This window comes from Acidovorax sp. GW835-FHT14G06, from assembly GCF_058793595.1.
The window spans coordinates 132,661-155,273 of the sequence record NZ_JBXAGA010000011.1 but is presented as its reverse complement, the minus strand read 5'-3'; the positions used below and the strand labels follow the sequence as shown (position 1 = coordinate 155,273).

Below are 22,613 nucleotides of genomic sequence, written 5' to 3'. Positions count from 1 at the left end.
TCAGACGGTGGGGCTGTCACCCCGCCTCAGCATTTCAACGTGCGGGATATCGTCTTCCAGGTACTCATCGGACACGGCCACAAAGCCCAGGCTGCCATAGAAGCCCTGCAGATGGGCCTGCGCGCTGATACGGATGCCCTGCCCCGGCCACGCCTGGCTGCAGCGGGTGATGCCTTCCTGCATCAGCGCCCGGCCCGTGCCGTTGCCACGCGCTTCCTTGGCGGTCACGACGCGGCCAATGGAGGGCTCGGGGTAGTTCACACCAGGGTCCGCCACGCGCAGGCAGGCCTGCAGCACGCCCATCTCGTCGTAGCCCAGCAAGTGGTAGGACTGCTTGTCCGCTCCGTCCGGGTCCTGGTAGGGGCCCTGCTCCAGGATGAACACCTTGCAGCGCAGGGCCAGGGCGTCATGCAGCGCATGCACGCCCAGGTCATCGAAGCGGCACCAGGTCCACTTCAGCATCATCAGATCAGCTTGACCAGTTGCTTGCCAAAGTTCTTGCCCTTGAGCAGGCCCAGGAAGGCCTCGGGCGCGGCGGCAATGCCTTGGGCAATGGTTTCGCGCGGGCGCAGCTTGCCGGTGCCGACCAGCGTGCCCAACTCCTTGAGGGCATCAGGCCAGACTTCCATGTGCTCGCTGACGATGAAGCCTTCAACCTTCATGCGGTTGATGAGCATGAGCGCGGGGTTGGCCATGGGCAGCGGTGCACCGTCGTAGCCGGCGATCATGCCGCACAGGGCGATGCGGCTGAAGGCGTTCATGCGCAGCATGACAGCGTCCATGATCCAGCCGCCCACGTTCTCGAAGTAGCCATCGATGCCGTTGGGGCACGCTTCCTTCAGGGCCTTGGACATGGCCTTCACGTCGCTGTGCTCTTTGTAGTCGATGCAGGCGTCAAAGCCCAGTTCTTCCACTGCGTACTTGCACTTGTCGGCACCGCCCGCAATGCCCACCGCGCGGCAGCCACGGGCCTTGGCCAGCGCGGCAAAGGCGCTGCCCACGGCGCCCGTGGCGGCGCTCACCACCACGGTGTCGCCTTCCTTGGGCGCGATGATCTTGACCAGGCCGTACCACGCTGTCACGCCCGGCATGCCTACGGCGCCCAAGTAGTGCGACAGCGGTACATGGGTGGTGTCCACCTTGCGCAGCGCACCGGGCTGCTCGGCATTGACCACGCTGTATTCCTGCCAGCCGCCCATACCCACGACCTTGTCGCCCACGGCGTACTTGGGGTGCTTGCTCTCGGCCACTTCACCCACGGTGCCGCCGATCATGACTTCGCCCAGCGCCTGCGATGCGGCGTAGCTCTTGCTCTCGTTCATACGGCCGCGCATGTAGGGGTCCAGGCTCAGGTAGTGGTGGCGCACCAGCACCTCGCCGTCCTTGAGCGCGGGCGTGTCAGTGGCCACCAGCTTGAAGTTGCTGGCCACCGCTTCGCCCTGGGGGCGGTTGTCGAGAACGATTTGTTGGTTGCGTGGCATGAAAAGCTCCTTCAGAAAATTAAATACTATGTTTTTGATAGCTACCAGTACATATAGACAATGCGCCTGCAGGCGAAAAGGCTTTAAACCACTGGCTCAGTCGGTAGAAATGACCTTGAGGTCATTGACATTGCGCCCGTCCACCGGCAGACGCTTGACGTACTTGAACGTGCCGGTGGCGTGGCAGCACACCTTGCCTTGGGCGTCGTACACCGTGCCCTCGGTGAACGCCATGGTGGCGGTGCGGTGAATCAACCGCCCCTTGGCCAACAGCGGTCCGCGTGCGGGCTGCATGAAGCTGGTCTTCATCTCGATGGTGACCACACCCATGTCCGGCGTCACGCTGCGCGCGGCCGTGGCCATGGTCACATCCAGCAACGTCATCGACGCGCCGCCGTGGGTCACGGCAAACGAGTTCAGGTGCTCGGGCTGCGCCTCGTAGCGCAGCTCGGACTCGCCGTCCTCCATGCGGTGCAGCGTGAAGCCAAGGTGGCTGACAAAGGGGATTTCGACACCAAAACTGATCAAGGTTTTTTCCTTTGGAAATGTAGGTCGCAACGGGCGCGGCACAGGCGAGGGACGCAGAGCAAGGGCCGCCCCGCAGCGATTGCGTCGTCCCCCTTCCCGAATCGCTCAGCGATTCGAGAGAAGGGGGAAGCGGCGCAGCCGCTCAGGGGGATCTTCACCCGCCAGTCACAATGCTCACGCCGCCGTCCACCGCCAGCCACTGACCGGTGATGTGCTTGCCCGCATCCGACGCATACAGCGCGCACAGGCCCTTCAGGTCTTCATCATCGCCCAGGCGGCCCAGGGGGGCGTGGGCCGCCAGCGCTTCTTCGCCCATGGCCTTGAGTGTGCCCACCGTCATCTTGCTCGGGAAGAAGCCCGGGCAGATCGCGTTGACGCGGATGTTGTAGGCCCCCCATTCGGCCGCCAGCGCCCGTGTGAAGTTGATCACCGCGCCCTTGGAGGTGTTGTAAGCAATGGTGTTCATGCCCTTGGGGTTGCCGCCCAGGCCGGCGATGGACGCCACATTGATGATGCTGCCGCTGCGGCGGCCGATCATGCTGTGCTTGGCGATGTGCTGGCTCAGGATGAAGTACCCACGCACGTTGAGGTTCATCACCTTGTCCCAGGCCTCCACGGGGTGGTCTTCAGCCGGAGAGCCCCAGGCCGCGCCCGCGTTGTTGACCAGGATGTCCACATGGCCCAGGCGCTGCAAGGTCTCGTCGGCCAGGCGGCGGATGTCCTCTTCCTTGGCGCAGTCGGCGGCAATCCAGCGCGCGTCGATGCCTGCGGCTTGCAGGTCGGCCGTGGCTTCCTCCAGGTCAGACGCCTTGCGCGAGCTGAGCACGATCTTGGCGCCCGCCTCGCCCAGCGCGTGGGCCAGTTGCAGGCCCAGGCCGCGCGAGCCGCCGGTCACCAGGGCGGTCTTGCCCGTCAGGTCAAACAGTTGTTGGATGGTGCGTGTCATATGAATGTCTCCTTGGATTTTTGCCAGTCGATGGATGTTCTCGGACCACAGCCCGGCGCTGGAATGCGCCAGCCAGGGGGTGGAATACAGGCGGCCATTGTGCGGCGCCAGAAGGCTGCATTGTGTCGCCGCCGCGTCCGCTCCGCACGGGGCCCGCCAGGTGGCTGCAGCGGTGCCGCAGCGTCAGCCCTGGGGGTCGGCCTTGAGCCGCGCACGCACGGCAATCAGCACCACGCCCGCGGCAGCCACCACGCCCCCGCCCACCATCAGCACCCAGCCCGTGGCCGGGTCGGTGCGGGCGGTGGCAATGCCCAGCACCAGCGTGAGCAGGCCGCCGTAGATCAGGGCCCAGATGATTTTGTGCAAGCGCTGCAGGGTGTGCGCGGCGGCCATCAGAACGCCTCTTCAGGAAAGCTGGCGCAGGTCGCGTCGCGTGCGCTGACCACTTGCAGCCAGGCGCCGATCTTGGGCAGCTCGTAATGGAAGAAAAAGCGCATGGCGCCCATGCGGCCCACGCTGGCGGGCTGTGCCAGGGCTGCATCGGCCGCCAGGGTGGCCAGCGCCACGTCCAGCCACACCCAGGCCAGCACCGTGTGGCCAAAGGCCTGCATGTAGGGCACGGCGTTGGACAGCGCATCAGCGGGTTGGCCCGTGGCCCAGGCGGCCTTGGTGGCAGCGCCCACGTCCTGCAGCGCCTTGCCCAGCGCGTTGGCGTGGGCAGCCAGCGCGGGCACCTGGATGGCGCGCTCGATGGTGGCGTTGATGCGCCCGGCCAGCAGTTGCAGGCCACGACCGCCCTCCATCAGCACCTTGCGGCCCAGCAGGTCCATGGCCTGGATGCCGTGGGTGCCTTCGTGGATCATGTTCAGGCGGTTGTCGCGCCAGTACTGCTCCACCGGAAAGTCGCGCGTGTAGCCGTAGCCGCCGTGGATCTGGATGGCCAGGCTGTTGGCCTCCAGGCACCATTCGCTGGGCCAACTCTTGGCGATGGGGGTCAGCACCTCCAGCAGCAGGCGGGCCTCGTCGGCCGCGGCGGCATCACCCGTATGTTGCTCGTCCACCAACCGCGCGCAGAACAGGTTGAGCGCCAGCGCGCCCTCGCCATACGACTTTTGCGCCAGCAGCATGCGCTTGACGTCTGCGTGCTCGACGATGCGCACCTGGGGCTGGGCGGCGTCCTTGACCACCGCTGCGGCGCCGTCTTTCGGACCTTGAACTGGGCGGCCCTGGGGTCGGTTCTTGGCGTAGTCCAGGCTCGCGTAGTAGCCCGCCAGGCCCAGCATGGTGGCAGCCATGCCGATGCCGATGCGCGCCTCGTTCATCATGTGGAACATGCAGTGCAGGCCCTTGCCGGGCTGGCCGACCAGGTAGCCCACGGCGCCTGCCTGACCACCCACGGGGTACTTGCCCTCGCCAAAGTTCAGCAGCGTGTTGGTGGTGCCGCGCCAGCCCAGCTTGTGGTTCAGGCCCGCCAGCGCCACGTCGTTGCGCACGCCGGTCAGCTGGCCGTTGGTGTCCACCAGCTTCTTGGGCACGATGAACAGCGAGATGCCCTTGGTGCCGGGCACCAGCTTGCCGTCCGGCCCCGGAATCTTGGCCAGCACTAGGTGCACGATGTTTTCGGTCAGCTCATGGTCGCCCGAGCTGATCCACATCTTGTTGCCCTTGAGGCGGTAGCGGGGACCGAGCGGGTCGCTCTCAAAGCCCTCGCCATCCGGCACGGCGCGTGTGGCCACGTCGGACAGGGACGAGCCCGCCTGTGGCTCCGACAGGCACATGGTGCCCGACCAGCGGCCGTTGAATTCATTGAGCGCAAACACCTGCTTTTGCAGGTCGGTGCCATGCACCATGAGCAGGTTGGCGTTGCCCGAGGTCAGCAGGTTGGAGCCAATGCTGATCGAGGCGGCCGCAAAAAAACTGTTGGCCGCAGCCTCCACCGTGTAGGGCAGCTGCATACCGCCAATGTCGTAGTCCTGCGCGGCGCTCAGCAGGCCCGACTCGGCGTAGGCGCGCCGTGCTTCGTAGGTGGCTTGCGGCAGCACCACGCGCAGCGTGCCGTCGGGCTCGGTCTCGGTGCGGGGTTCTTCGGTGTCCACCACGCGGTTGAAGGGGGCGTACTTCTCGCGGGCGATGCGCTCGGAGGTATCGAGCACCGCGTCGAAGGTTTCGCGCGAGTGGTCCGCAAAGCGCTCGCGGGCTTGCAGCTTCTCGGCGTCGAGCCACTGGTACAGCAAGAAATCGACGGTAGGGCGTAGGCTCATGGCATTTACATTCAAAATGGCTTCTAGCGCTTATCCATCAAACGCTAGCAGCTATAAAAAGAGGAGCTTCACAGTCCATAAAAAAACCCCGGTACAGCATCACTCAACACAGTGGCACTGCACGCGGGGCTGTCCCGGTCGCGAAACCGCTGCGGGGTCAGAACACTTCAAAGATACCCGCAGCGCCCATGCCGCCGCCAATGCACATCGTTACGCACACCTTCTTGGCGCCACGGCGCTTGCCTTCGATGAGGGCATGGCCCGTGAGGCGCTGGCCTGACACGCCGTAGGGGTGACCCAGGGCGATGGCGCCGCCGTTCACGTTCAGACGGTCCGCCGGGATTCCCAGCTTGTCGCGGCAGTACAGCACTTGCACAGCAAAGGCTTCGTTCAACTCCCACAGGTCGATGTCCTGCACCGTGAGGCCCAGCTTTTTCAGCACCTTGGGCACGGCAAACACGGGGCCGATGCCCATTTCGTCAGGCTCGCAACCGGCCACCGCAAAGCCGAGGAAACGGCCCAGGGGCTTGAGGCCCTTCTTGCTGGCGTACTCTTCGCTGGCGATCACGCAGGCGCCGGCGCCGTCGGAGAACTGGCTGGCATTGCCGGCCGAGATCAGGCCACCTGGCAGCGCAGAACGCAGGCCACTGATGGCCTCCACCGTCGTGCCTTCACGCGTGCCTTCGTCGCGGCTCACCGTCACTTGCTTGGTGATCAGGCCCAGGGTCTTGTCAGCCACACCGGCCGTCACCGTGATGGGGGCGATTTCTGCATCGAACAGGCCGGCAGCCTGGGCCGCACAGGCCTTTTGCTGGCTGCCCGCACCGTATTCGTCCATGGCTTCGCGGCCGATGTTGTAGCGCTTGGCCACCTGCTCGGCGGTCTGCAGCATGCTCCAGTAAATCTCGGGCTTTTGCTTGGCCAGAGCCAGGTCCTGGATCATGTGCAGGTTCATCTCCTGCTGCACGCAGGAGATGCTTTCGACACCACCGGCCACGAACACATCGGCTTCGCCAGCGATGATGCGCTGGGCGGCCATGGCAATGGTCTGCAGGCCCGAAGAGCAGAAGCGGTTGACCGTGACGCCGGAGGCGGTGATGGGCAGACCGGCCTTCAAGGCGATCTGGCGCGCGATGTTGCTGCCGGTGGCGCCTTCGGGTGTGGCGCAACCCATGATGACGTCGTCCACGTCAGCGCCATCAATGCCGGCGCGCAACACGGCGTGCTGCACGGCATGGCCGCCCAGGGTGGCGCCATGCGTCATGTTGAACGAACCCTTCCAGCTCTTGGCGAGTGGCGTGCGGGCGGTGGAAACAATCACTGCGGAGGTCATGTGAATTCCTTTGATTCTTTAGATGGGTGCACGCGTGCGGCTTACTGGAAGGCCTTGCCTTCAGCGGCCAGCTTGGCCAGCAGCGGAGCGGGCTTCCAGAACGCTGCGTCATCCAGCGGGTTCTTGGCAAAACGGTCCATGGCCTGCACCACGTTGAACAGACCCACTTCGCTGGCGTAGTGCATGGGGCCGCCACGGTGAATGGGGAAGCCATAGCCGGTCAGGTACACCATGTCAATGTCGCCGGACTTGCTGGCAATGCCGTCTTCCAGGATGTGCGCGCCTTCGTTGACCAGAGCGAACACCAGGCGCTGCACAATTTCTTCGTCCGAAATCTTGCGCGGCGTGATGCCCAGTTCCTTGCGGTGGTCTTCGATCATCTTGTTGACCAGGTCGCTCGGGATAGCGTCGCGCTTGCCGGCCTGGTAGTCGTACCAGCCTGCGCCGGTCTTCTGGCCGAAGCGGCCCAGTTCACACAGCTTGTCGGCCGTACGGCTGTACTTCATATCGGCACGCTCCACGGCGCGGCGCTTGCGGATGGCCCAGCCGATGTCGTTACCCGCCAGGTCGCCCATGCGGAACGGGCCCATGGCAAAACCAAACTTCTCGACGGCCTTGTCCACCTGCTGGGGCGTGCAGCCTTCGTCCAGCAAAAAGCCGGCCTGGCGGCTGTACTGCTCGATCATGCGGTTGCCGATGAAGCCATCGCACACGCCCGACACCACCGAGGTCTTCTTGATCTTCTTGCCGATGGCCATCACGGTGGCCAGCACGTCCTTGGCAGTCTCTTTGCCGCGCACCACTTCGAGCAGCTTCATCACGTTGGCAGGGCTGAAGAAGTGCATGCCCACCACGTCCTGCGGACGCTTGGTGAAGGCCGCAATCTTGTCCACATCGAGCGTGGAGGTGTTGGAGGCCAGGATGGCGCCGGGCTTGGCTACAGCGTCGAGTTGCTTGAACACGGCTTCCTTGACGCCCATCTCCTCGAACACGGCTTCGATGATGAGGTCGCAGTCCTTGAGATCGTCGTAGCTCAGCGTGGTGCTCAGCAGGGCCATGCGCTGCTCGTACTTGTCCTGCTTGAGCTTGCCCTTCTTGACCTGGGCTTCGTAATTCTTCTTGATCGTGGCCACGCCACGGTCCAGGGCTTCCTGCTTCATTTCCAAAATCTTGACGGGAATGCCGGCGTTCAGGAAATTCATGGAGATGCCGCCACCCATGGTGCCCGCGCCAATCACGCCCACCAGCTTGATGTCGCGCTTTGGGGTGTCGGAGGCCACGTCGGGGATCTTGCTCGCCGCACGCTCAGCCATGAACAAATGGCGCAGCGCACGCGACTCGGGCGTCCACATCAGGTTGATGAAGATCTCGCGCTCGACCAGCATGCCCTCGGCAAACTTCTTCCTGGTGGCGGCTTCGACCGCGTCCACACACTTGGCGGGCGCGGGGAAGTTCTTGGCCATTCCCTTGACCATGTTGCGCGCGAACTGGAAGTAAGCATCGCCTTCGGGGTGCTTGCAGGGGAAGTTGCGCACCAGCGGCAGCGGACGGGTATCCGCCACGCTCTGTGCAAACGCCAGGGCTTCTGCCGCAAGCGACTCTGCCGATGCGGCCATCTTGTCGAACAGTTTCTGGCCGGGCACGGCGCCGATCATTTCACTCTTGACGGGCTCACCGCTCACGATGAGGTTGAGCGCAGCTTCCACACCAATCACGCGGGGCAGGCGCTGCGTGCCGCCCGCGCCGGGGATCAGGCCCAGCTTGACCTCAGGCAATGCAATCGAGCAGCCAGGCGCTGCAATACGGTAGTGGCAACCCAGGGCCAGTTCCAGCCCGCCGCCCATGGCGACGCTGTGCATGGCAGCCACAACGGGTTTGGCCGAGTTTTCGATGGCGGCAATCACCGACAGCAGGTTGGGTTCTTGCAGCGACTTGTCGGTGCCGAACTCCTTGATGTCGGCACCGCCAGAGAACGCACCACCGGCACCAGTGATCACGATGGACGTGACCGCTGCATCGGCATTGGCACGGCCAAGGCCGTCCACGATGCCCTGGCGGGTCGCCAGACCGAGTCCGTTGACGGGAGGGTTGGCCATGGTGATCACGGCAACGGAGCCGTGGACTTTGTATTCAGCGGTCATGGTGCTGTTGTTCCTTGGAAAGTGAAAAAGAACGATCGTGCGTTTTTATTGTAGAGACTTCAAAGCCATTTGGCGTGTCAATTTGTCCCGGGCGGGACAAGGGGGTTTGCAGTGCAACATTTGGTAGAGCAAAAAAAGAGGCGCCTTCAGCTATCGGGCGCCTCTTTTGGCCATGGTTTTTCAGAAATCGTCAGACTTCAAGCCATTCCTTGCGGATGTAGTTATCGGCCCGCAGACTGTCCGGCGTACCCTGGAAAACGATAGAGCCGTGGCCCATCACCAGCGCGCGATCCGAGATCTTCATGGCGATGGTGAGCTTCTGCTCGATCAGCAGCACCGAAATGCCGCGCGACTTGATGGTCTGCAGGTACTGCCCCACCAGTTCGACGATCTTGGGCGCCAGGCCTTCGGTGGGCTCGTCGATGATGATGAGGTCCGGGTCGCCCATCAGCGTGCGGCACAGCGTCAGCATCTGCTGCTCACCGCCCGACATTACACCCGCCTCGGTGTGCTGGCGCTCCTTGAGGCGCGGGAACATCTCGTACATGTCGTCAAACGACCAGCGGCTGTTCTTGCCACTGCCCTTTTGGCCGAGCATCAGGTTCTGATGCACGGTGAGGTTAGGGAACACATCGCGGCTTTCAGGCACGTAACCCACCCCCAGGTGGGCGATCTCGTAGGCCTTCCTGCCATTGAGGTCCTGCCCCTTCCAGTTGAGTGTGCCCTCCCAGTCCACCAGACCCATGATGGCCTTGGCGGTAGTGGAGCGGCCCGAACCGTTGCGCCCCAGCAGGGCCACGATTTCACCGGGTTGTACGTCGAAGGTCACGCCATGCAGCACATGGCTCTTGCCGTAATAGGCGTGGAGATTTTCGATTTTCAGCATGTCAGTGTCCCGCCCCTTGCTCGTCCGCAACGACCGAGCCCAGATAAGCCTCTTGTACGCGCTGGTTGGCGCGCACCTTGTCGGGCGTGTCAAAGGCAATCACCTCGCCATACACCACCACAGCGATCTTGTCGGCCAAGCCGAACACCACGCCCATGTCGTGCTCCACCGTCAACAGCGTGCGGCCTTCGGTCACTTCCTTGATGAGGTGGATGAAGCGTGAGGTCTCGGTCTTGCTCATGCCGGCTGTCGGTTCGTCCAGCAGGATCACATTGGCACCGCCCGCGATGGTGATGCCAATCTCCAGCGCGCGCTGCTCAGCGTAGGTCAGGTTCATCGCCAGCGTGTCGCGCTTCTTGTCGAGCTTGATCATCTCCATGAGCTGCTTGGCGCGCTCGTTGGCGTCATGCAGGTTCGACAGGAAACGCAGGAACGTGTACTTGTAGCCCATGCTCCACAGCACGCCGCACCGCAGGTTTTCGAACACCGACAGCTTGGGAAAGATGTTGGTGATCTGGAAGCTGCGCGAGAGCCCTCGCCGGTTGATCTCGTACGGTGCCATGCCGTTGATACGCTGGCCGTTCAGGATCACGTCGCCGCTGGTGGGCGCAAAGCGCCCGCTGATCAGATTGAACAGCGTGGACTTGCCCGCACCGTTGGGGCCGATGATGGCCACCCGTTCGCCGGGCGCTACGGCCAGGTTGGCCCCACGAATGATCTCGGTCTTGCCAAAGCTCTTGCGCAGGTCGCGCAGTTCGAGCGCATAGGTTGCGTTGTCAGCCGCCATGGTTACAAAGCCTCCCCGCGCTTGATTTCATGTTCTATTTCTTCCTGGATCCTGCCCCACTGGCGCACAAACTGGCGGCGGCAGAGTTCAAACAGGGCAAAGCCCGTCAACATCACAAACACCGCGCCAAACCAGCTGGTCAAGCCCTTGGCGTTGAGCGTGGCCCTCAGGAAGGTCAACTCTGGCCCCAACGCCGCATTGAGCTGCAGGTGGTAAGTCATCTCGATCATGCAGGCCGCGCCCATCACACCCACCAAGGCGGTACCGCCCAGCGCGAGGTACGACGCCCACAGCTGGCGCAACTTGCCAAACTTGGCCAGGCGCAGGTTCATCATGATCAGGCTGGCCACGCCGCCAGGCGCGTACATCACCATGAACAGGAACACCAGGCCCAGGTACAGCAGCCAGGCTTTGGACAGCTCGGACAGCAGCACCGAGGCCAGCACCAGCAGCACCGCACCAATGATGGGGCCGAAGAAGAAGGTGGCACCGCCCAGGAACGTGAACAGCAGGTAGCCACCCGAGCGCACAACGTTCAGGCTGTCGGCACCCGTCACGATCTCAAAATTGATCGTGGCCAGACCACCACCGACGCCGGCAAAGAAGCCCGCGATGATGAAGGCGAAGTAGCGCACCCGCTGCGTGTTGTAGCCAATGAACTCCACACGCTCGGGGTTGTCGCGCACCGCATTCAGGATGCGGCCCAGCGGCGTACCGGTGAAGGCAAACATCGCCGCCGTGCACACGAAGCAGTACGCAGCAATCAGGTAGTACACCTGGATAGCAGGCCCGAAGGTGATGCCGAAGAACGACTGGCCGTACACGCGGTCGGTGGTGATGCCGCCTTCGCCCCCGAAGAACTCGGGGAACATCAGCGCCATCGAAGCCACCAGCTCGCCAATGCCCAGCGTGATCATGGCGAATGTGGTGCCTGACTTCTTGGTCGTGACGAAGCCCAGCAAGATGGCAAAGAACGCCCCCGCCAGCCCGCCCACGATGGGGATCAGCACCAGCGGAATGCTGAAGCTGCCTTTGCTTGCCATGTTCATGGCGTGGATGGCTATGAACGAACCCAAACCGGTGTACACGGCATGGCCGAAGCTCAGCATGCCGCCCTGCCCCAACAACATGTTGTAGGACAGGCAGATGATGATGAGGTAGCCGATCTGCGAGAGCATGGTCAGCGCCAGGCTGCTACGAAACAGCATGGGCGCCACGATCAGTGCTGCGGCAAACAGCGTCCAGATCACGAAGCGCCCGACGTTCCAGGGCTTGAACCGGTAGTGCGACGTGGCACTGGAGACAGGATGAGTGGTTGAATTCATGGCGTCAGTCCTCCCGCGTGCCCAGAAGGCCCTTGGGGCGGAAGATCAGGATCAGCACGAGGAACAGGTACGGCAGGATGGGCGCCACCTGCGAAATCGTGAGCTTGAGCAAGGGATAGCCAAAGGTCTGGTCGGTCACCGCCACACCCACGGCCTTGAAGACGTGGATCAGCGAGTAGTCCAGCGCCACGGCAAAGGTCTGTACCACGCCAATCAGCAGCGAAGCGATGAAAGCACCGGCGAGCGAGCCCATGCCGCCCACCACCACCACCACGAAGATGATGGAGCCCACAGACGCCGCCATCGCAGGCTCAGTCACATAGGTGTTGCCACCGATCACGCCCGCCAGGCCCGCCAGCGCGGCACCGCCACCAAACACCAGCATGAAGACACGCGGCACGTTGTGGCCCAGCGCTTCCACCATTTCTGGGTACTTGAGAGCCGCCTGGATCACCAGCCCGATGCGGGTGCGTGTGAGCAGCAGCCACACCGACAGCAGCATCAGCAGCGCCACCAGCATCACAAACGAACGCGACTTGGGAAACTGCGTGCCGTACAGCGAAAACAGCGGGCCCTGCAATTGCTCTGGCAGGCCGTAAGGCACCGTGGAGCGACCCCAGACCAGCTGCACGACTTCCAGAATCAGGTACGACAGCCCGAACGTGACCAGCAGCTCGGGCACATGGCCAAACTTGTGCACCCGGCGCAGGGCATAGCGTTCAAACGCAGCACCCAGCACAAACACCACAAGCGGTGCCAGCACCAGCGCCGGCCAAAAGCCCACCACCCCGGAGATGGTGAACGCGAAATAGGCACCCAGCATGTAGAAGCTGGTGTGTGCGAAGTTGAGCACGCCCATCATGCTGAAGATCAGCGTGAGGCCGGAACTCAGCATGAACAGCAGGAGCCCGTAGCTCACGCCGTTCAGCAAAGAGATCACGAAAAACTCAGGATTCATTGGAATTTTTCATCACGGAGGGAAAAAAAAGGCCCGAGTACGTCGGGCCTCGAAGTTCTGGCGCCGAAACGCCAGCGCCGGATTTAGGGACGCTTCATCTGGCACGACGTGGGCGTGCTGGCCACGTAGGGCTCGTAGTACTTCAGCGGCACGAAGGTGTAGCCGGTGTTTTCCGAGTCGATGGGGTACTTGCCGCCGGCTTTTTCCCACTTGGAAATGAACAGGCCCTGTTGCAGCTGGTGGTCGGTCTTGCGCATTTCGACTTCACCGTTGAAGCTCTTGAACTTCATGCCTTCAAAAGCTGCAGCCACCTTGACGGGGTCGGTGGACTTGGCCTTCACGAAACCTTCGGACAGCATGGTGAAGGCGTGGTACACGGCACCGGTGTACATGTCGTCGTTGAACTTCTTCTTGTAGTCCACAACGATCTGGTTCAGCGGGCCAGGCAGGTTCATGTGGGCGTAAGCCACCATGTACACGCGGCCTGCAGCGGCAGAGCCCATGGCGGTGGGGCTGCCGGTGACAGAGCCGTAGTAGGTGTAGAAGTTGACGTTGTTCAGGCCCGCGTCGTTAGCGGCCTTGATCAGCAGTGCCAGGTCAGAACCCCAGTTGCCGGTGATCACGCTGTCAGCGCCCGACGCCTTGATCTTGGCGATGTAGGGCGAGAAGTCGCGCACCTGGGCCAGGGGGTGCAGGTCGTCACCCACAAACTGCACGTCGGGGCGCTTGCGCTGCATCATCTCCTTGGCGAACTTGGAGACCTGGTGGCCGTGCGAGTAGTTCTGGTTGATCAGGTAAACCTTCTTGACCTCTGGCAGGTCCTTCATGTAAGTCGTCAGCGCTTCCATCTTCATGGAGGTGTCTGCATCCAGACGGAAGTGCCAGTAGCTGCACTTGCTGTTGGTGAGGTCTGGGTCCACGGCAGCGTAGTTCAGGAACAAGACCTCCTTGCCGGGATTGCGTGCGTTGTGCTTTTCGAGCGCGTCCATGATGGCCAGTGCGGGACCAGAGCCGTTGCCCTGCACCACGTAGCGCGCACCCTGGTCCATGGCCGAGCGCAGGGCGCTGGTGGTTTCCTGCGGGCTGAGTTTGTTGTCGATGCCGATGATTTCAAATTTGACGCCGGCAGGGTTCTTCTTGTTGAACTCTTCAGCGATGAACTGGAAGCTCTTGAGCTGGTTCGTTCCCACGGCCGCCATCAGGCCAGACAGGGGGTCGAGCCAGGCGATTTTGACCGTCTCGCCCTTTTGAGCGAAGGCCCCGCCAGCGCTTGCCAAGATTACCGAGGCTGCTACAGCCTTAATAGCGAACTTCATGCTTTTGTCTCCTTGTAAATCGACACAACGCAGCGTACCGCGTTGCAACAAAGCGATGCTCAGGGATTGCCCCTACCAGCGTCGCACACGTGACTGGCGCTGCGCTCCCCCGAGCGCGCACCAGCCTGGGGCAGCGCAAAAAATGGCGCTCGCAAGCGATGCGCGCACATGCATTGCCCCACACTGATCACAGGCCGGGAAGCTTGTAATCCTTGAGCTGCTCACGCAGCTTGGTCTTGAGCATCTTGCCGGTGGCACCGAGCGGAATGGCATCGACAAACACCACGTCGTCAGGGATCTGCCACTTGGCCGTCTTGCCTTCGTAGAAGGCCAGCAGCGCTTCGCGCGTCACCTCTGCGCCAGGCCGCTTGACCACTGCCACAATGGGGCGCTCGTCCCACTTGGGGTGCGGCATACCCACACACGCTGCCATGGCAATGGCGGGATGGGCCATCGCAATGTTCTCGATGTCGATGGAGCTGATCCATTCGCCACCGGACTTGATCACGTCCTTGCTGCGGTCGGTGATCTGCATGAAGCCGTCGGCGTCGATGGTGGCCACGTCGCCCGTGGGGAACCAGCCCCTGCCCTGCGCGTCGCGCACCAGCGGGTCACCGCCCTCGCCCTTGAAGTAGCTGCCCACGATCCAGGGGCCCTTGACCAGCAGGTCGCCATAGGTCTTGCCGTCCCAGGGAAGCTCGTTGCCGTCGCCACCCACGATCTTCATGTCCACGCCATAGATCGCACGGCCCTGCTTCTGCAGGATCTTCATCTGCTCGTCCTTGGACATGACGAGGTGTTTGTTCTTGAGCGTGCACAGCGTGCCCAGCGGGCTCATCTCGGTCATGCCCCAGGCGTGCAGCACCTCCACGCCGTAGTCTTCCTTGAAGGCGTGGATCATGGCAGGCGGGCAGGCCGAGCCGCCAATGACCGTGCGGCGCAGCGTGGAGAACTTGAGGCCCGCAGGCTTCATGTGGCCCAGCATCATCTGCCACACGGTAGGCACGCCTGCGGCATAGCTGACCTTCTCCGCTTCTATCAGTTCGTAGATCGACTTGCCGTCCATCGCCGGGCCGGGGAACACCAGCTTGCAGCCGGTGAGCGCGGCCGAGTACGGAATGCCCCAGGCATTGACGTGGAACATGGGCACCACGGGCAGCACCGAGTCGCGGGCCGAGAGGCACATCACATCGGGCAGCGCCGCAGCGTAGGCGTGCAGCGTGGTGGAGCGGTGGCTGTACAGCGCGGCCTTGGGGTTGCCTGTGGTGCCGCTGGTGTAGCACATGCTCGATGCAGAGTTCTCATCAAACTCGGGCCAGGCGTAGTCCGAAGACTGCGCACCAATCCAGGCTTCGTAGCTGGTCAGGCCGGGAATGCCGGTGTCTGCAGGCAGCTTGTCGGCGTCGCACAGGGCAACCCATTTCTTGACGGTGGGGCACCTGGCATGCACCGCTTGCACCAGGGGCAAGAAGGTGGTGTCAAAGCACATCACCTGGTCTTCTGCGTGGTTGATGATCCAGGCGATCTGGTCGGGGTGCAGGCGCGGATTGACGGTGTGCAGCACGCGACCCGATCCGCTCACGCCGAAATACATCTCCATGTGGCGATAGCCGTTCCAGGCCAGCGTGGCCACCCGGTCGCTGAACTGGAGCTTCAGGTCATTCAGCGCGTTGGCCAGGCGGCGGGCACGTGCGGCGAGGTCGCGGTACGTGTAGCGATGGATGTCCCCTTCCACCCGTCGGGACACGATTTCGGCGTCGCCGTGGTGGCGCTCTGCGAATTCGATCAGCGACGAAATCAGCAACGGTTGACTCTGCATCAAGCCCAGCATGAATACTCCTTGGATGTTGTAGTGAATGGAACGGTCATCGTAGCGCGCGTATCAGCGTCCGGGTGTCGCCCGCGTCGTGCCCCCGCACGCCGCTGGGATGAACCCACACACGCCGCACCACCGCACTGGCATGGCATCGGCGGCATGGTTGCGCAGTCGCTGGTCTCCGTGAACCGCAGCGGAGTGTGCGCCCGGCGGGCATGGCTGCCAACACTTGTCGTCCCACTGACAAAGGGCAAGGGAATACCCTGAACCGTCGGCACCGCTGCAGCGACAATCGGGCCCATGCTCTGCGCTGCCCCATCCGCCCAACGATTCATAGCCGCCCAGCCCTGGTTCGCGGGCCTGCCTGCCGCCATGCAGGAGCGGCTGCGCGAAGAGGTGTTTGCCGAGCAGGCCGACAAGGGCGCGGTGATGATGCCCGCCGGCAGCGCCGTGCGGGGCTGGCATGCGGTGCTGTCGGGTCTGGTGATGCTGCAGAGCCCCACCAGCAAGGGCCGGTCGTCCGCCTTCATCGGCGTACCTGACGGTGAATGGTTTGGCGAGGGCTCGGCCATGAAGCCCGAGCCCCGCCGGTACCACGTGGTGGCACTGCGCCCTACCACCCTGCTGTGCCTGCCCCTGCCGCTGTTTGCCACGCTGCGCGAGACCAGCCTGGCGTTCAACCAGTTCCTGGTGCTGCATCTGAACATGCGGCTGGGCCAAGCCATGACCATCATCGAAGCCGGGCGCACCCAGTCCACCGAGCACCGCGTGGCGCTGTACCTCAGCCGCCTGTTCTGGCGCAGCACCCGGCGGCTCAACCTCACGCAGGAAGAGCTGGGCCAGCTGGTGGGCCTGTCGCGGCAGACCGTGAACAAGGTGCTGCAGTCGCTGGAGGGCATGGGCATTGTGTCGCTGGACTTCGGGCGCGTGGCCATCGTGGACGACGAGGCGCTGAACGCATACCTCGCCGCCACGGCCGCGCACTGAACACCCGCATTCGGCCGAGGTCTGTTCGACATCTGCAGCACGCGGGTCATTGCACGCTCAGGCGCACCGCCTTCTGGTCTGCATCAAAGATGAACTTGCGGGGCCAGGGCTGCCAGGTCTGGCCCAGCGTGGCGTTGTTGGGATCGCCGGTGTGCACAAACGCACGCAGGCTGTCCATCATGGCCCGCGACAGGGCCAGGCGCCCCGGCTGGTTGGCGGTGCTGTTGGTCGCCTTCGCAAACACCGAGGGACCGAAGTTGCCAAACACAAAAGGCAGGTCGAACGCATGGGCCGCGCCGTACACATCGTTCCACGGTGCGGGCTGCTGGGCCCAGTTGAATTGGTAGTTCCACACATTGCTCTGCTGGCTGCGCAGGGCGTTCAGCAGGTTGTCGCGGCTGGCGCCAATGAACACATTGCCCAGCAGCTGGGTGCGTGCGTTGTAGCCCGTGCCCGGGGCTGTCACCGGCAGGTACGACGCATCCAGAATGTCCGCCGCAGTGAGGGTGGTGGGGGCATCAGGGTCGAAGCGCTGCATCATCGCAAAGCGCTCGGCATCGCCGATCTTCATGCCGGGCTTGCCGCCCAGCAGCATCAGGAACGGGGCAAACAGCTTGCCCTCCTCGGCCGTGTAGCCGGACAACACAGGCACTTTCTGATAGCGCCCCGCAGAAATCTCCGTGATCGGATCGGCCGGAACCACCACACCGTCCGGGATCGGGCCAGAACCTGTCAGCCCCTTTGCCAGCACCGTCTGCAAAACGACCCGCGCATCCTTGCCACGCAGGTAACTGGCCACCTGCGCGGGGGGCCAGCTGGCCACCAGGGTCTGGGCTTCGGGCAGGCCAGGTGCCAGGCCATCGGCCACGGCCAGATGCGCCAGCAACTGGCTGGCCTGTGTGGCGTAGCGGGAGACCGGGTTGAGCGTGGGGATGGACCCGGCGGGCAGGTTCGACGCCAAGGAGATCCCGCCACTGATCGGTACCAATTTGTGGAACAGCCCGGTGGCCTGCGGTGCGGTCAGCAGGGCCAAGGCGTTGATGGCCCCCGCCGACTGCCCCATCAACGTGACGTTGCCCGCATTGCCGCCAAACCGGGCGATGTTGCCCTGGACGAACCGCAGCGCCTGCACGACGTCCAGCAGCGCGTAGTTGCCGGTATAGGTGCTGCCGCCTGCGCTGCTTCCACTGCCGTTGTTGCCGGCATGCAGGGCGCGCAACTGCAGATACCCCAGCACATCCAGCCGGTAGTTGGCTGTGACCACGATGGCATTGGCCGACTTGGCCAGCGCGGCGCCGTCGTACACCGGGTCGGCGGTGTAGCCCGAGATGGCACTGCCGCCGTGGACAAAGACCAGCACTGGCAGGTTGTCCTGCACGGTGGCCGGACGCCAGATGTTGAGGGTCAGGCAGTCTTCACTGCCCAGCGGGGTGTTCAGCGTCTGGCCAATCGTGTCGTCAAAACGGTTGTTGGCGCCCGGGCCGTAAATGCGGCCCATCTGCAGGCACGCACTGCCAAACCGGGTGGCGCTGCGCTCGCCCGTCCAGGCGGCGGGCTCCGCAGGCGGCTGCCAGCGCAGGGCCCCGACAGGGGGTTGTGCGTAGGGAACGCCCTTCCAGGCATAAGTGCCGCTGGTGGCGCTGTCATCCGTGCCGCGCACCATGCCGTAGCGGGTTTCGCGCAGTTCGGGCGGCGTACCGCCAGAACCACCACACGCCGTGGTCATCAAAGCGGCGAGGCATGCTGCGCCCCAGCGCAGGCTCTTTGCAAAATAGGCCATGTTGTTTGTCTCCTTCGGGGTTTTCAGGAATGGGGCGGGCCCGCAGAACGCATCACACTCACGCCTGGGACCGACCTCGACGCCGATTGTGGAAACGCCCGGCCCGCAACCCACTATCGCAAACACACCAAAACAGTGACTTCAGAACACCACCCGCGCGTAAACCCTGAGACGGGTGCTTGCCCATGAACCCACTGCCGCAGCGCACCAGCTCTGCCGCCTGGGTGCGCGGCATTGCGGAGCTGTTTGCAGCCGAAGGACTGCCGGTGCAGGCCCTGTGCGCGCATGCCGACATCGACCTGGAGAGCCTGCAACACCCCCACACGCGCGTGGATGTGGACCGCGTCAGCCGCTTGTGGGAGGCCGCAGCCCAGCACTACGATCGCCCGGGGCTGGGCCTGGACCGCCAGCTGGCCGCGCGCTACGGCAAGCTGGACCTGGTGGGCCACGCACTGGCCTCGGGGCCCAACCTTCTCGAAGGCTTCAAGCACCTGGACCGACACATGGCGCTGATCTCGGACGCCACCACGTTCTCGATGGAGCGTGACCCGCGCGGCTACTGGATGGTGCTTAACCACATCGGCGCCTCGCGCCCCATACCGCGACAGCGGGTGGAGTTTGCGGTGCTGACCCTGCTGACGCTGTGCGACTGGCTCACCCGGCGCGACCTCACTCCCCTGGCCGTGGAGCTGGTCACCCCAGCGCCAGCCGAAGATACGCGACACCGCGCTGCATTTGGCGTACCACCCCACTTTGGCCAGCCAGTAAACCGTTTCCTGATGGCCGAAGCCGACCTGCTGCAACCCATCCCCACCCACAACCCGAACCTGTGGGCGCTGCACGAGCAACTGGTAGAGGCCGAGCTGGGGCAGTTGGGCCCGTTGGGCCAATCGCTGGTCAGCGCCAAGGTGCGCACCGAGATATCGCGCATGCTGCATCTCGGTGAACCCCGCCGCGAGGACGTGGCTGCGCGCCTGCACCTCACCGATCGCACCTTGCAGCGCCGCCTGCAGGCAGAGTCAGTGAGTTTTCAGCAACTGCTGGACGACACCCGCAGCGAGCTGGCCCGCCAATACCTGGCCGACCCGCGCCGCAGCCTGGCCGAGGTGGCGGACCAGCTGGGTTTCAGCGACCAGAGCAACCTGTTTCGGGCCTGCAAACGCTGGTTTGGCATGCCACCAGGCCAATACCGCCAGCAGCTGCTGCAGCCAGCGTCAGGCCCGGCCTGCCTGACGGCGGCAGCGTTGTTGTAGCGGTCGCGGTGCAGGCCCTCCCCGCCCTGCCATGGCCCTGTGGGCGCCGGGGCATCCGGCCTGCGAGACAATCCAGCCCATGACCCTGACTGCCGACAGCGACGCCCACACCAACCTCGGCCTCGCTTGGGACCACCGCTTTGCCGCGCTGGGCCCCGACTTTTTCACCGAACTGCGCCCCACCCCTCTGCCCACGCCCCATTGGGTTGGCACCAGCCCCGCCGTGGCGCGACTGCTGGGGCTGGATGAAGCCGTCCTACGCAGCGATGAGGCCCTGCAGGCCTTCACCGGCAACCGCCTGCTGGCAGGCTCGCGCCCCCTGGCCAGCGTGTACAGCGGACACCAGTTTGGCGTCTGGGCTGGTCAGCTGGGCGATGGGCGCGCCATCTTGCTCGGGGAGACGGCTACGGGGTGGGAGGTGCAGCTCAAGGGAGCAGGCCGCACGCCCTATTCGCGCATGGGCGATGGCCGTGCGGTATTGCGCTCCAGCATCCGCGAGTTTTTGTGCAGCGAAGCCATGCACGGCTTGGGTGTGTCGACATCGCGCGCGCTGTGCATCACCGGCTCTCCCGCTCACGTCCGCCGCGAAGAAATCGAGACCGCTGCCGTCGTCACCCGCGTGGCACGCAGCTTTGTGCGTTTTGGCCATTTCGAGCACTTTGCTGCCAACGGCCAGGAGGCCGCGCTGCAAACGCTGGCCGACTACGTCATCGACCGCTACTACCCCGAATGCCGGGACAGCACCGACCTGGCAGGCAACCCCTACGCCGCCCTGCTGCAGACCGTGAGCGAGCGCACCGCACGCCTCATGGCGCAATGGCAGGCGGTCGGCTTTTGCCATGGGGTGATGAACACCGACAACATGAGCATCCTGGGCCTGACAGTGGACTACGGGCCCTTCCAGTTTCTCGACGCGTTTGTGCCCGGCCATGTGTGCAACCACAGCGATTCCCAAGGCCGCTACGCCTACAACCGCCAGCCCAATGTGGCGTACTGGAACCTGTTTTGCTTGGCGCAGGCGCTTCTGCCCCTGATCGGCGACCAGGAGCTGGCCAAGCAGGCCCTGGAGTCTTACAAAACGGTATTCCCCGAGGCCTTCATGGCCCGCATGCGCGCCAAGCTGGGGCTGCTCGAGGCGAGCGACGGCGATGGTGCACTCATCGACGGCGTCTTGCTGCTGCTGGCCCAGAACCGGGTGGACTACCCCATCTTCTGGCGCCGCCTGTCGCAGGCCGTGGGCACCCAAGACATGGAGCCCGTGCGCGACCTGTTTGCGGACCGTGCTGGCCTGGACCAATGGTTGCTACTATATTCAGAGCACTCAAGGCATACGGATGTAGCGCATCAAGCCGATTTGATGCTCAAAACCAATCCCAAGTTCGTGCTGCGCAACCACCTGGGCGAACAGGCCATTCGTGCGGCGAAACTTGGCGACTTCGGTGAACTCCAAACCCTGCAGCGGCTGCTGGAGCGCCCGTTTGACGAGCACCCGGGGCATGACGCCTACGCCGCCTTCCCGCCCGACTGGGCGTCTTCCATCGAGATCAGCTGTTCATCATGACCCATCCCATCCAGAAGACTGACGCCGAATGGCAAGCCGTACTGCGCGAAAAAGGCGCAGAACCCGTGGCCTTCCAGGTCACGCGCCATGCCGCCACCGAGCGCCCTTTCACCGGCAAGTACGAAGCCCACTGGGCCGACGGCAGCTACCACTGCGTCTGCTGCGGCGCCAAGCTGTTCGACTCGGTCACCAAGTTTGACGCGGGCTGCGGCTGGCCCAGCTTTTCCGAAGCCATCCCCGGCGCCATCACCGAAATCGTGGACCGCAGCCATGGCATGGTCCGCACCGAAACGGTGTGTGCACAATGCGGGGCGCACCTGGGTCATGTGTTTGAAGATGGCCCAGCGCCCACCGGGCTGCGGTATTGCATGAACTCGGCCTCGCTGGACTTCGAGTCCGGCGACCGCTGAAGCACGGGACTCTTTGCTGACTCCATGAAAATTCTGATCGACTTTTTCCCCATCCTGCTGTTCTTCGGGGCCTACAAGTTCTACGGCATCTACGTGGGCACCGCCGTGCTCATGGCGGCCACGGCCTTGCAGATGGCCATCATCTACGCCATCGACCGGCGCCTGCAGACCATGCACAAGGTCACCCTGGTGCTGATCCTGCTGTTTGGCACGCTCACGCTGGTCCTGCAGGACGACCGGTTCATCAAATGGAAACCCACAGTGCTCTATGGCGCTATGTCGGTGGCCCTGGCGGTGGCGCTCTGGGCGCTCAAAAAGAATTTCCTCAAGATGCTGCTGGGTAGCCAGCTGGACTTGCCTGACGCCGTCTGGCAGAGGCTGAATGTGGCCTGGATCATCTACTGCGCCTTCATGTCTGCCATCAACGCGTACGTGGTGATGAACTTCAGCACCGAAGCCTGGGTGGACTTCAAGCTGTGGGGCTATGCGTTTCCGCTGGTCTTCCTGGTGGCCCAGGGCATCTACATTGCGCCCCATCTCAAGGGCGACGAGCCCACCACCTGAACGAGTGTGAAGCCCATGAACTCCATCGCAGACCAGATGCACCAGACACTGGCCGACCGCCTCACCCCCAGCCACCTGGAGGTGCTGGACGAAAGCGCCGCCCACGCAGGCCATGCGGGTGCCAACGGCACGGGATTCGGTACCCATTTTCGGGTGCGAATTTCGTCACCTTTCTTTACAGGACGCTCCCGCGTGGCCCAACACCGCCTTGTGTATGATGCGCTGCAAGAATTTATTGACCAAGGCGTTCACGCCCTCGCCATTGAAGTTCTCTGAGCCG

21 protein-coding genes are annotated in these 22,613 nt (G+C 63.6%); 6 read left to right on the top strand and 15 right to left on the bottom strand.

The genetic code is table 11. From position 1 onward, the window contains the following. From AC1Q64_RS19540 to AC1Q64_RS19475, 14 genes are all read right to left on the bottom strand, one after another. The gene (locus AC1Q64_RS19540; protein ID WP_492252479.1) at positions 1–465 is read right to left on the bottom strand and encodes a GNAT family N-acetyltransferase; all 465 of its coding nucleotides are present in this window, start codon (positions 463–465) and stop codon (positions 1–3) included. Next, the gene (locus AC1Q64_RS19535; RefSeq protein WP_492252478.1) at positions 465–1,481 is read right to left on the bottom strand and encodes an NADP-dependent oxidoreductase; all 1,017 of its coding nucleotides are present in this window, start codon (positions 1,479–1,481) and stop codon (positions 465–467) included. The genes AC1Q64_RS19540 and AC1Q64_RS19535 overlap by 1 nt, the downstream gene beginning before the upstream one ends. 96 nt (positions 1,482–1,577) lie before the next feature. Further along, positions 1,578–2,009, bottom strand: coding sequence for a PaaI family thioesterase (locus tag AC1Q64_RS19530; protein ID WP_291439701.1), 432 nt, complete (start codon positions 2,007–2,009; stop codon positions 1,578–1,580). Positions 2,010–2,163: 154 nt separating this feature from the next. After that, positions 2,164–2,955, bottom strand: coding sequence for an SDR family oxidoreductase (locus tag AC1Q64_RS19525; RefSeq protein WP_056063500.1), 792 nt, complete (start codon positions 2,953–2,955; stop codon positions 2,164–2,166). A gap of 183 nt (positions 2,956–3,138) precedes the next feature. Further along, complete coding sequence (locus AC1Q64_RS19520) at positions 3,139–3,348, bottom strand: hypothetical protein (protein WP_492252477.1); 210 nt, start codon at positions 3,346–3,348, stop codon at positions 3,139–3,141. After that, positions 3,348–5,216 carry an acyl-CoA dehydrogenase gene (locus tag AC1Q64_RS19515; protein WP_492252476.1) on the bottom strand — a complete coding sequence of 623 codons (1,869 nt, stop codon included), beginning with the start codon at positions 5,214–5,216 and terminating at the stop codon, positions 3,348–3,350. Before AC1Q64_RS19515 ends, AC1Q64_RS19520 begins: the two co-directional genes overlap by 1 nt. A 157-nt stretch (positions 5,217–5,373) precedes the next feature. Then, positions 5,374–6,549 (bottom strand): acetyl-CoA C-acyltransferase, encoded by a 1,176-nt coding sequence (locus tag AC1Q64_RS19510; RefSeq protein WP_492252475.1) that lies wholly within the window; start codon positions 6,547–6,549, stop codon positions 5,374–5,376. Positions 6,550–6,590: 41 nt separating this feature from the next. Further along, the gene (locus AC1Q64_RS19505) at positions 6,591–8,690 is read right to left on the bottom strand and encodes a 3-hydroxyacyl-CoA dehydrogenase NAD-binding domain-containing protein (RefSeq protein ID WP_492252474.1); all 2,100 of its coding nucleotides are present in this window, start codon (positions 8,688–8,690) and stop codon (positions 6,591–6,593) included. A gap of 190 nt (positions 8,691–8,880) precedes the next feature. Beyond that, positions 8,881–9,576, bottom strand: a complete 696-nt coding sequence (locus tag AC1Q64_RS19500) for an ABC transporter ATP-binding protein (protein WP_056063513.1) — start codon at positions 9,574–9,576, stop codon at positions 8,881–8,883. Position 9,577: 1 nt separating this feature from the next. Further along, on the bottom strand, positions 9,578–10,363 hold the full coding sequence (locus AC1Q64_RS19495; protein WP_015014388.1) for an ABC transporter ATP-binding protein: 786 nt from the start codon (positions 10,361–10,363) through the stop codon (positions 9,578–9,580). Between the two features lie 2 nt (positions 10,364–10,365). Next, positions 10,366–11,688, bottom strand: a complete 1,323-nt coding sequence (locus AC1Q64_RS19490) for a branched-chain amino acid ABC transporter permease (RefSeq protein WP_492252473.1) — start codon at positions 11,686–11,688, stop codon at positions 10,366–10,368. Between the two features lie 4 nt (positions 11,689–11,692). Then, positions 11,693–12,646 (bottom strand): branched-chain amino acid ABC transporter permease, encoded by a 954-nt coding sequence (locus tag AC1Q64_RS19485; protein ID WP_056063520.1) that lies wholly within the window; start codon positions 12,644–12,646, stop codon positions 11,693–11,695. 83 nt (positions 12,647–12,729) lie between these two features. Next, positions 12,730–13,962 (bottom strand): branched-chain amino acid ABC transporter substrate-binding protein, encoded by a 1,233-nt coding sequence (locus tag AC1Q64_RS19480; protein ID WP_108499645.1) that lies wholly within the window; start codon positions 13,960–13,962, stop codon positions 12,730–12,732. A 187-nt stretch (positions 13,963–14,149) separates the two neighbouring features. Continuing rightward, complete coding sequence (locus AC1Q64_RS19475) at positions 14,150–15,793, bottom strand: 3-(methylthio)propionyl-CoA ligase (protein WP_492252472.1); 1,644 nt, start codon at positions 15,791–15,793, stop codon at positions 14,150–14,152. A gap of 285 nt (positions 15,794–16,078) precedes the next feature. Here AC1Q64_RS19475 and AC1Q64_RS19470 point away from each other — a divergent pair, with 285 nt between their 5' ends. Continuing rightward, positions 16,079–16,765 (top strand): Crp/Fnr family transcriptional regulator, encoded by a 687-nt coding sequence (locus tag AC1Q64_RS19470; RefSeq protein ID WP_056063530.1) that lies wholly within the window; start codon positions 16,079–16,081, stop codon positions 16,763–16,765. A 46-nt stretch (positions 16,766–16,811) separates the two neighbouring features. Here AC1Q64_RS19470 and AC1Q64_RS19465 read toward each other — a convergent pair whose 3' ends face one another. After that, positions 16,812–18,545 (bottom strand): carboxylesterase/lipase family protein, encoded by a 1,734-nt coding sequence (locus AC1Q64_RS19465; RefSeq protein ID WP_492252471.1) that lies wholly within the window; start codon positions 18,543–18,545, stop codon positions 16,812–16,814. A 185-nt stretch (positions 18,546–18,730) separates the two neighbouring features. On the opposite strand from AC1Q64_RS19465, the gene AC1Q64_RS19460 reads away from it, so the two are divergent. From AC1Q64_RS19460 to AC1Q64_RS19440, 5 genes are all read left to right on the top strand, one after another. Further along, entirely contained in the window at positions 18,731–19,798 is a 1,068-nt protein-coding gene (locus tag AC1Q64_RS19460) for an AraC family transcriptional regulator (protein ID WP_492252470.1), read from the top strand. 79 nt (positions 19,799–19,877) lie between these two features. Further along, complete coding sequence (locus tag AC1Q64_RS19455; RefSeq protein WP_492252469.1) at positions 19,878–21,359, top strand: protein adenylyltransferase SelO; 1,482 nt, start codon at positions 19,878–19,880, stop codon at positions 21,357–21,359. After that, entirely contained in the window at positions 21,356–21,769 is a 414-nt protein-coding gene (msrB, locus tag AC1Q64_RS19450; protein WP_056063540.1) for a peptide-methionine (R)-S-oxide reductase MsrB, read from the top strand. The genes AC1Q64_RS19455 and msrB overlap by 4 nt, the downstream gene beginning before the upstream one ends. Before the next feature lie 24 nt (positions 21,770–21,793). Then, positions 21,794–22,333: a septation protein A gene (locus AC1Q64_RS19445; RefSeq protein WP_056063543.1), complete on the top strand. Its 540-nt coding sequence runs from the start codon at positions 21,794–21,796 to the stop codon at positions 22,331–22,333. Positions 22,334–22,348: 15 nt separating this feature from the next. Next, positions 22,349–22,609 carry a BolA family protein gene (locus tag AC1Q64_RS19440; RefSeq protein WP_056746271.1) on the top strand — a complete coding sequence of 87 codons (261 nt, stop codon included), beginning with the start codon at positions 22,349–22,351 and terminating at the stop codon, positions 22,607–22,609. Positions 22,610–22,613 lie beyond the last annotated feature (4 nt).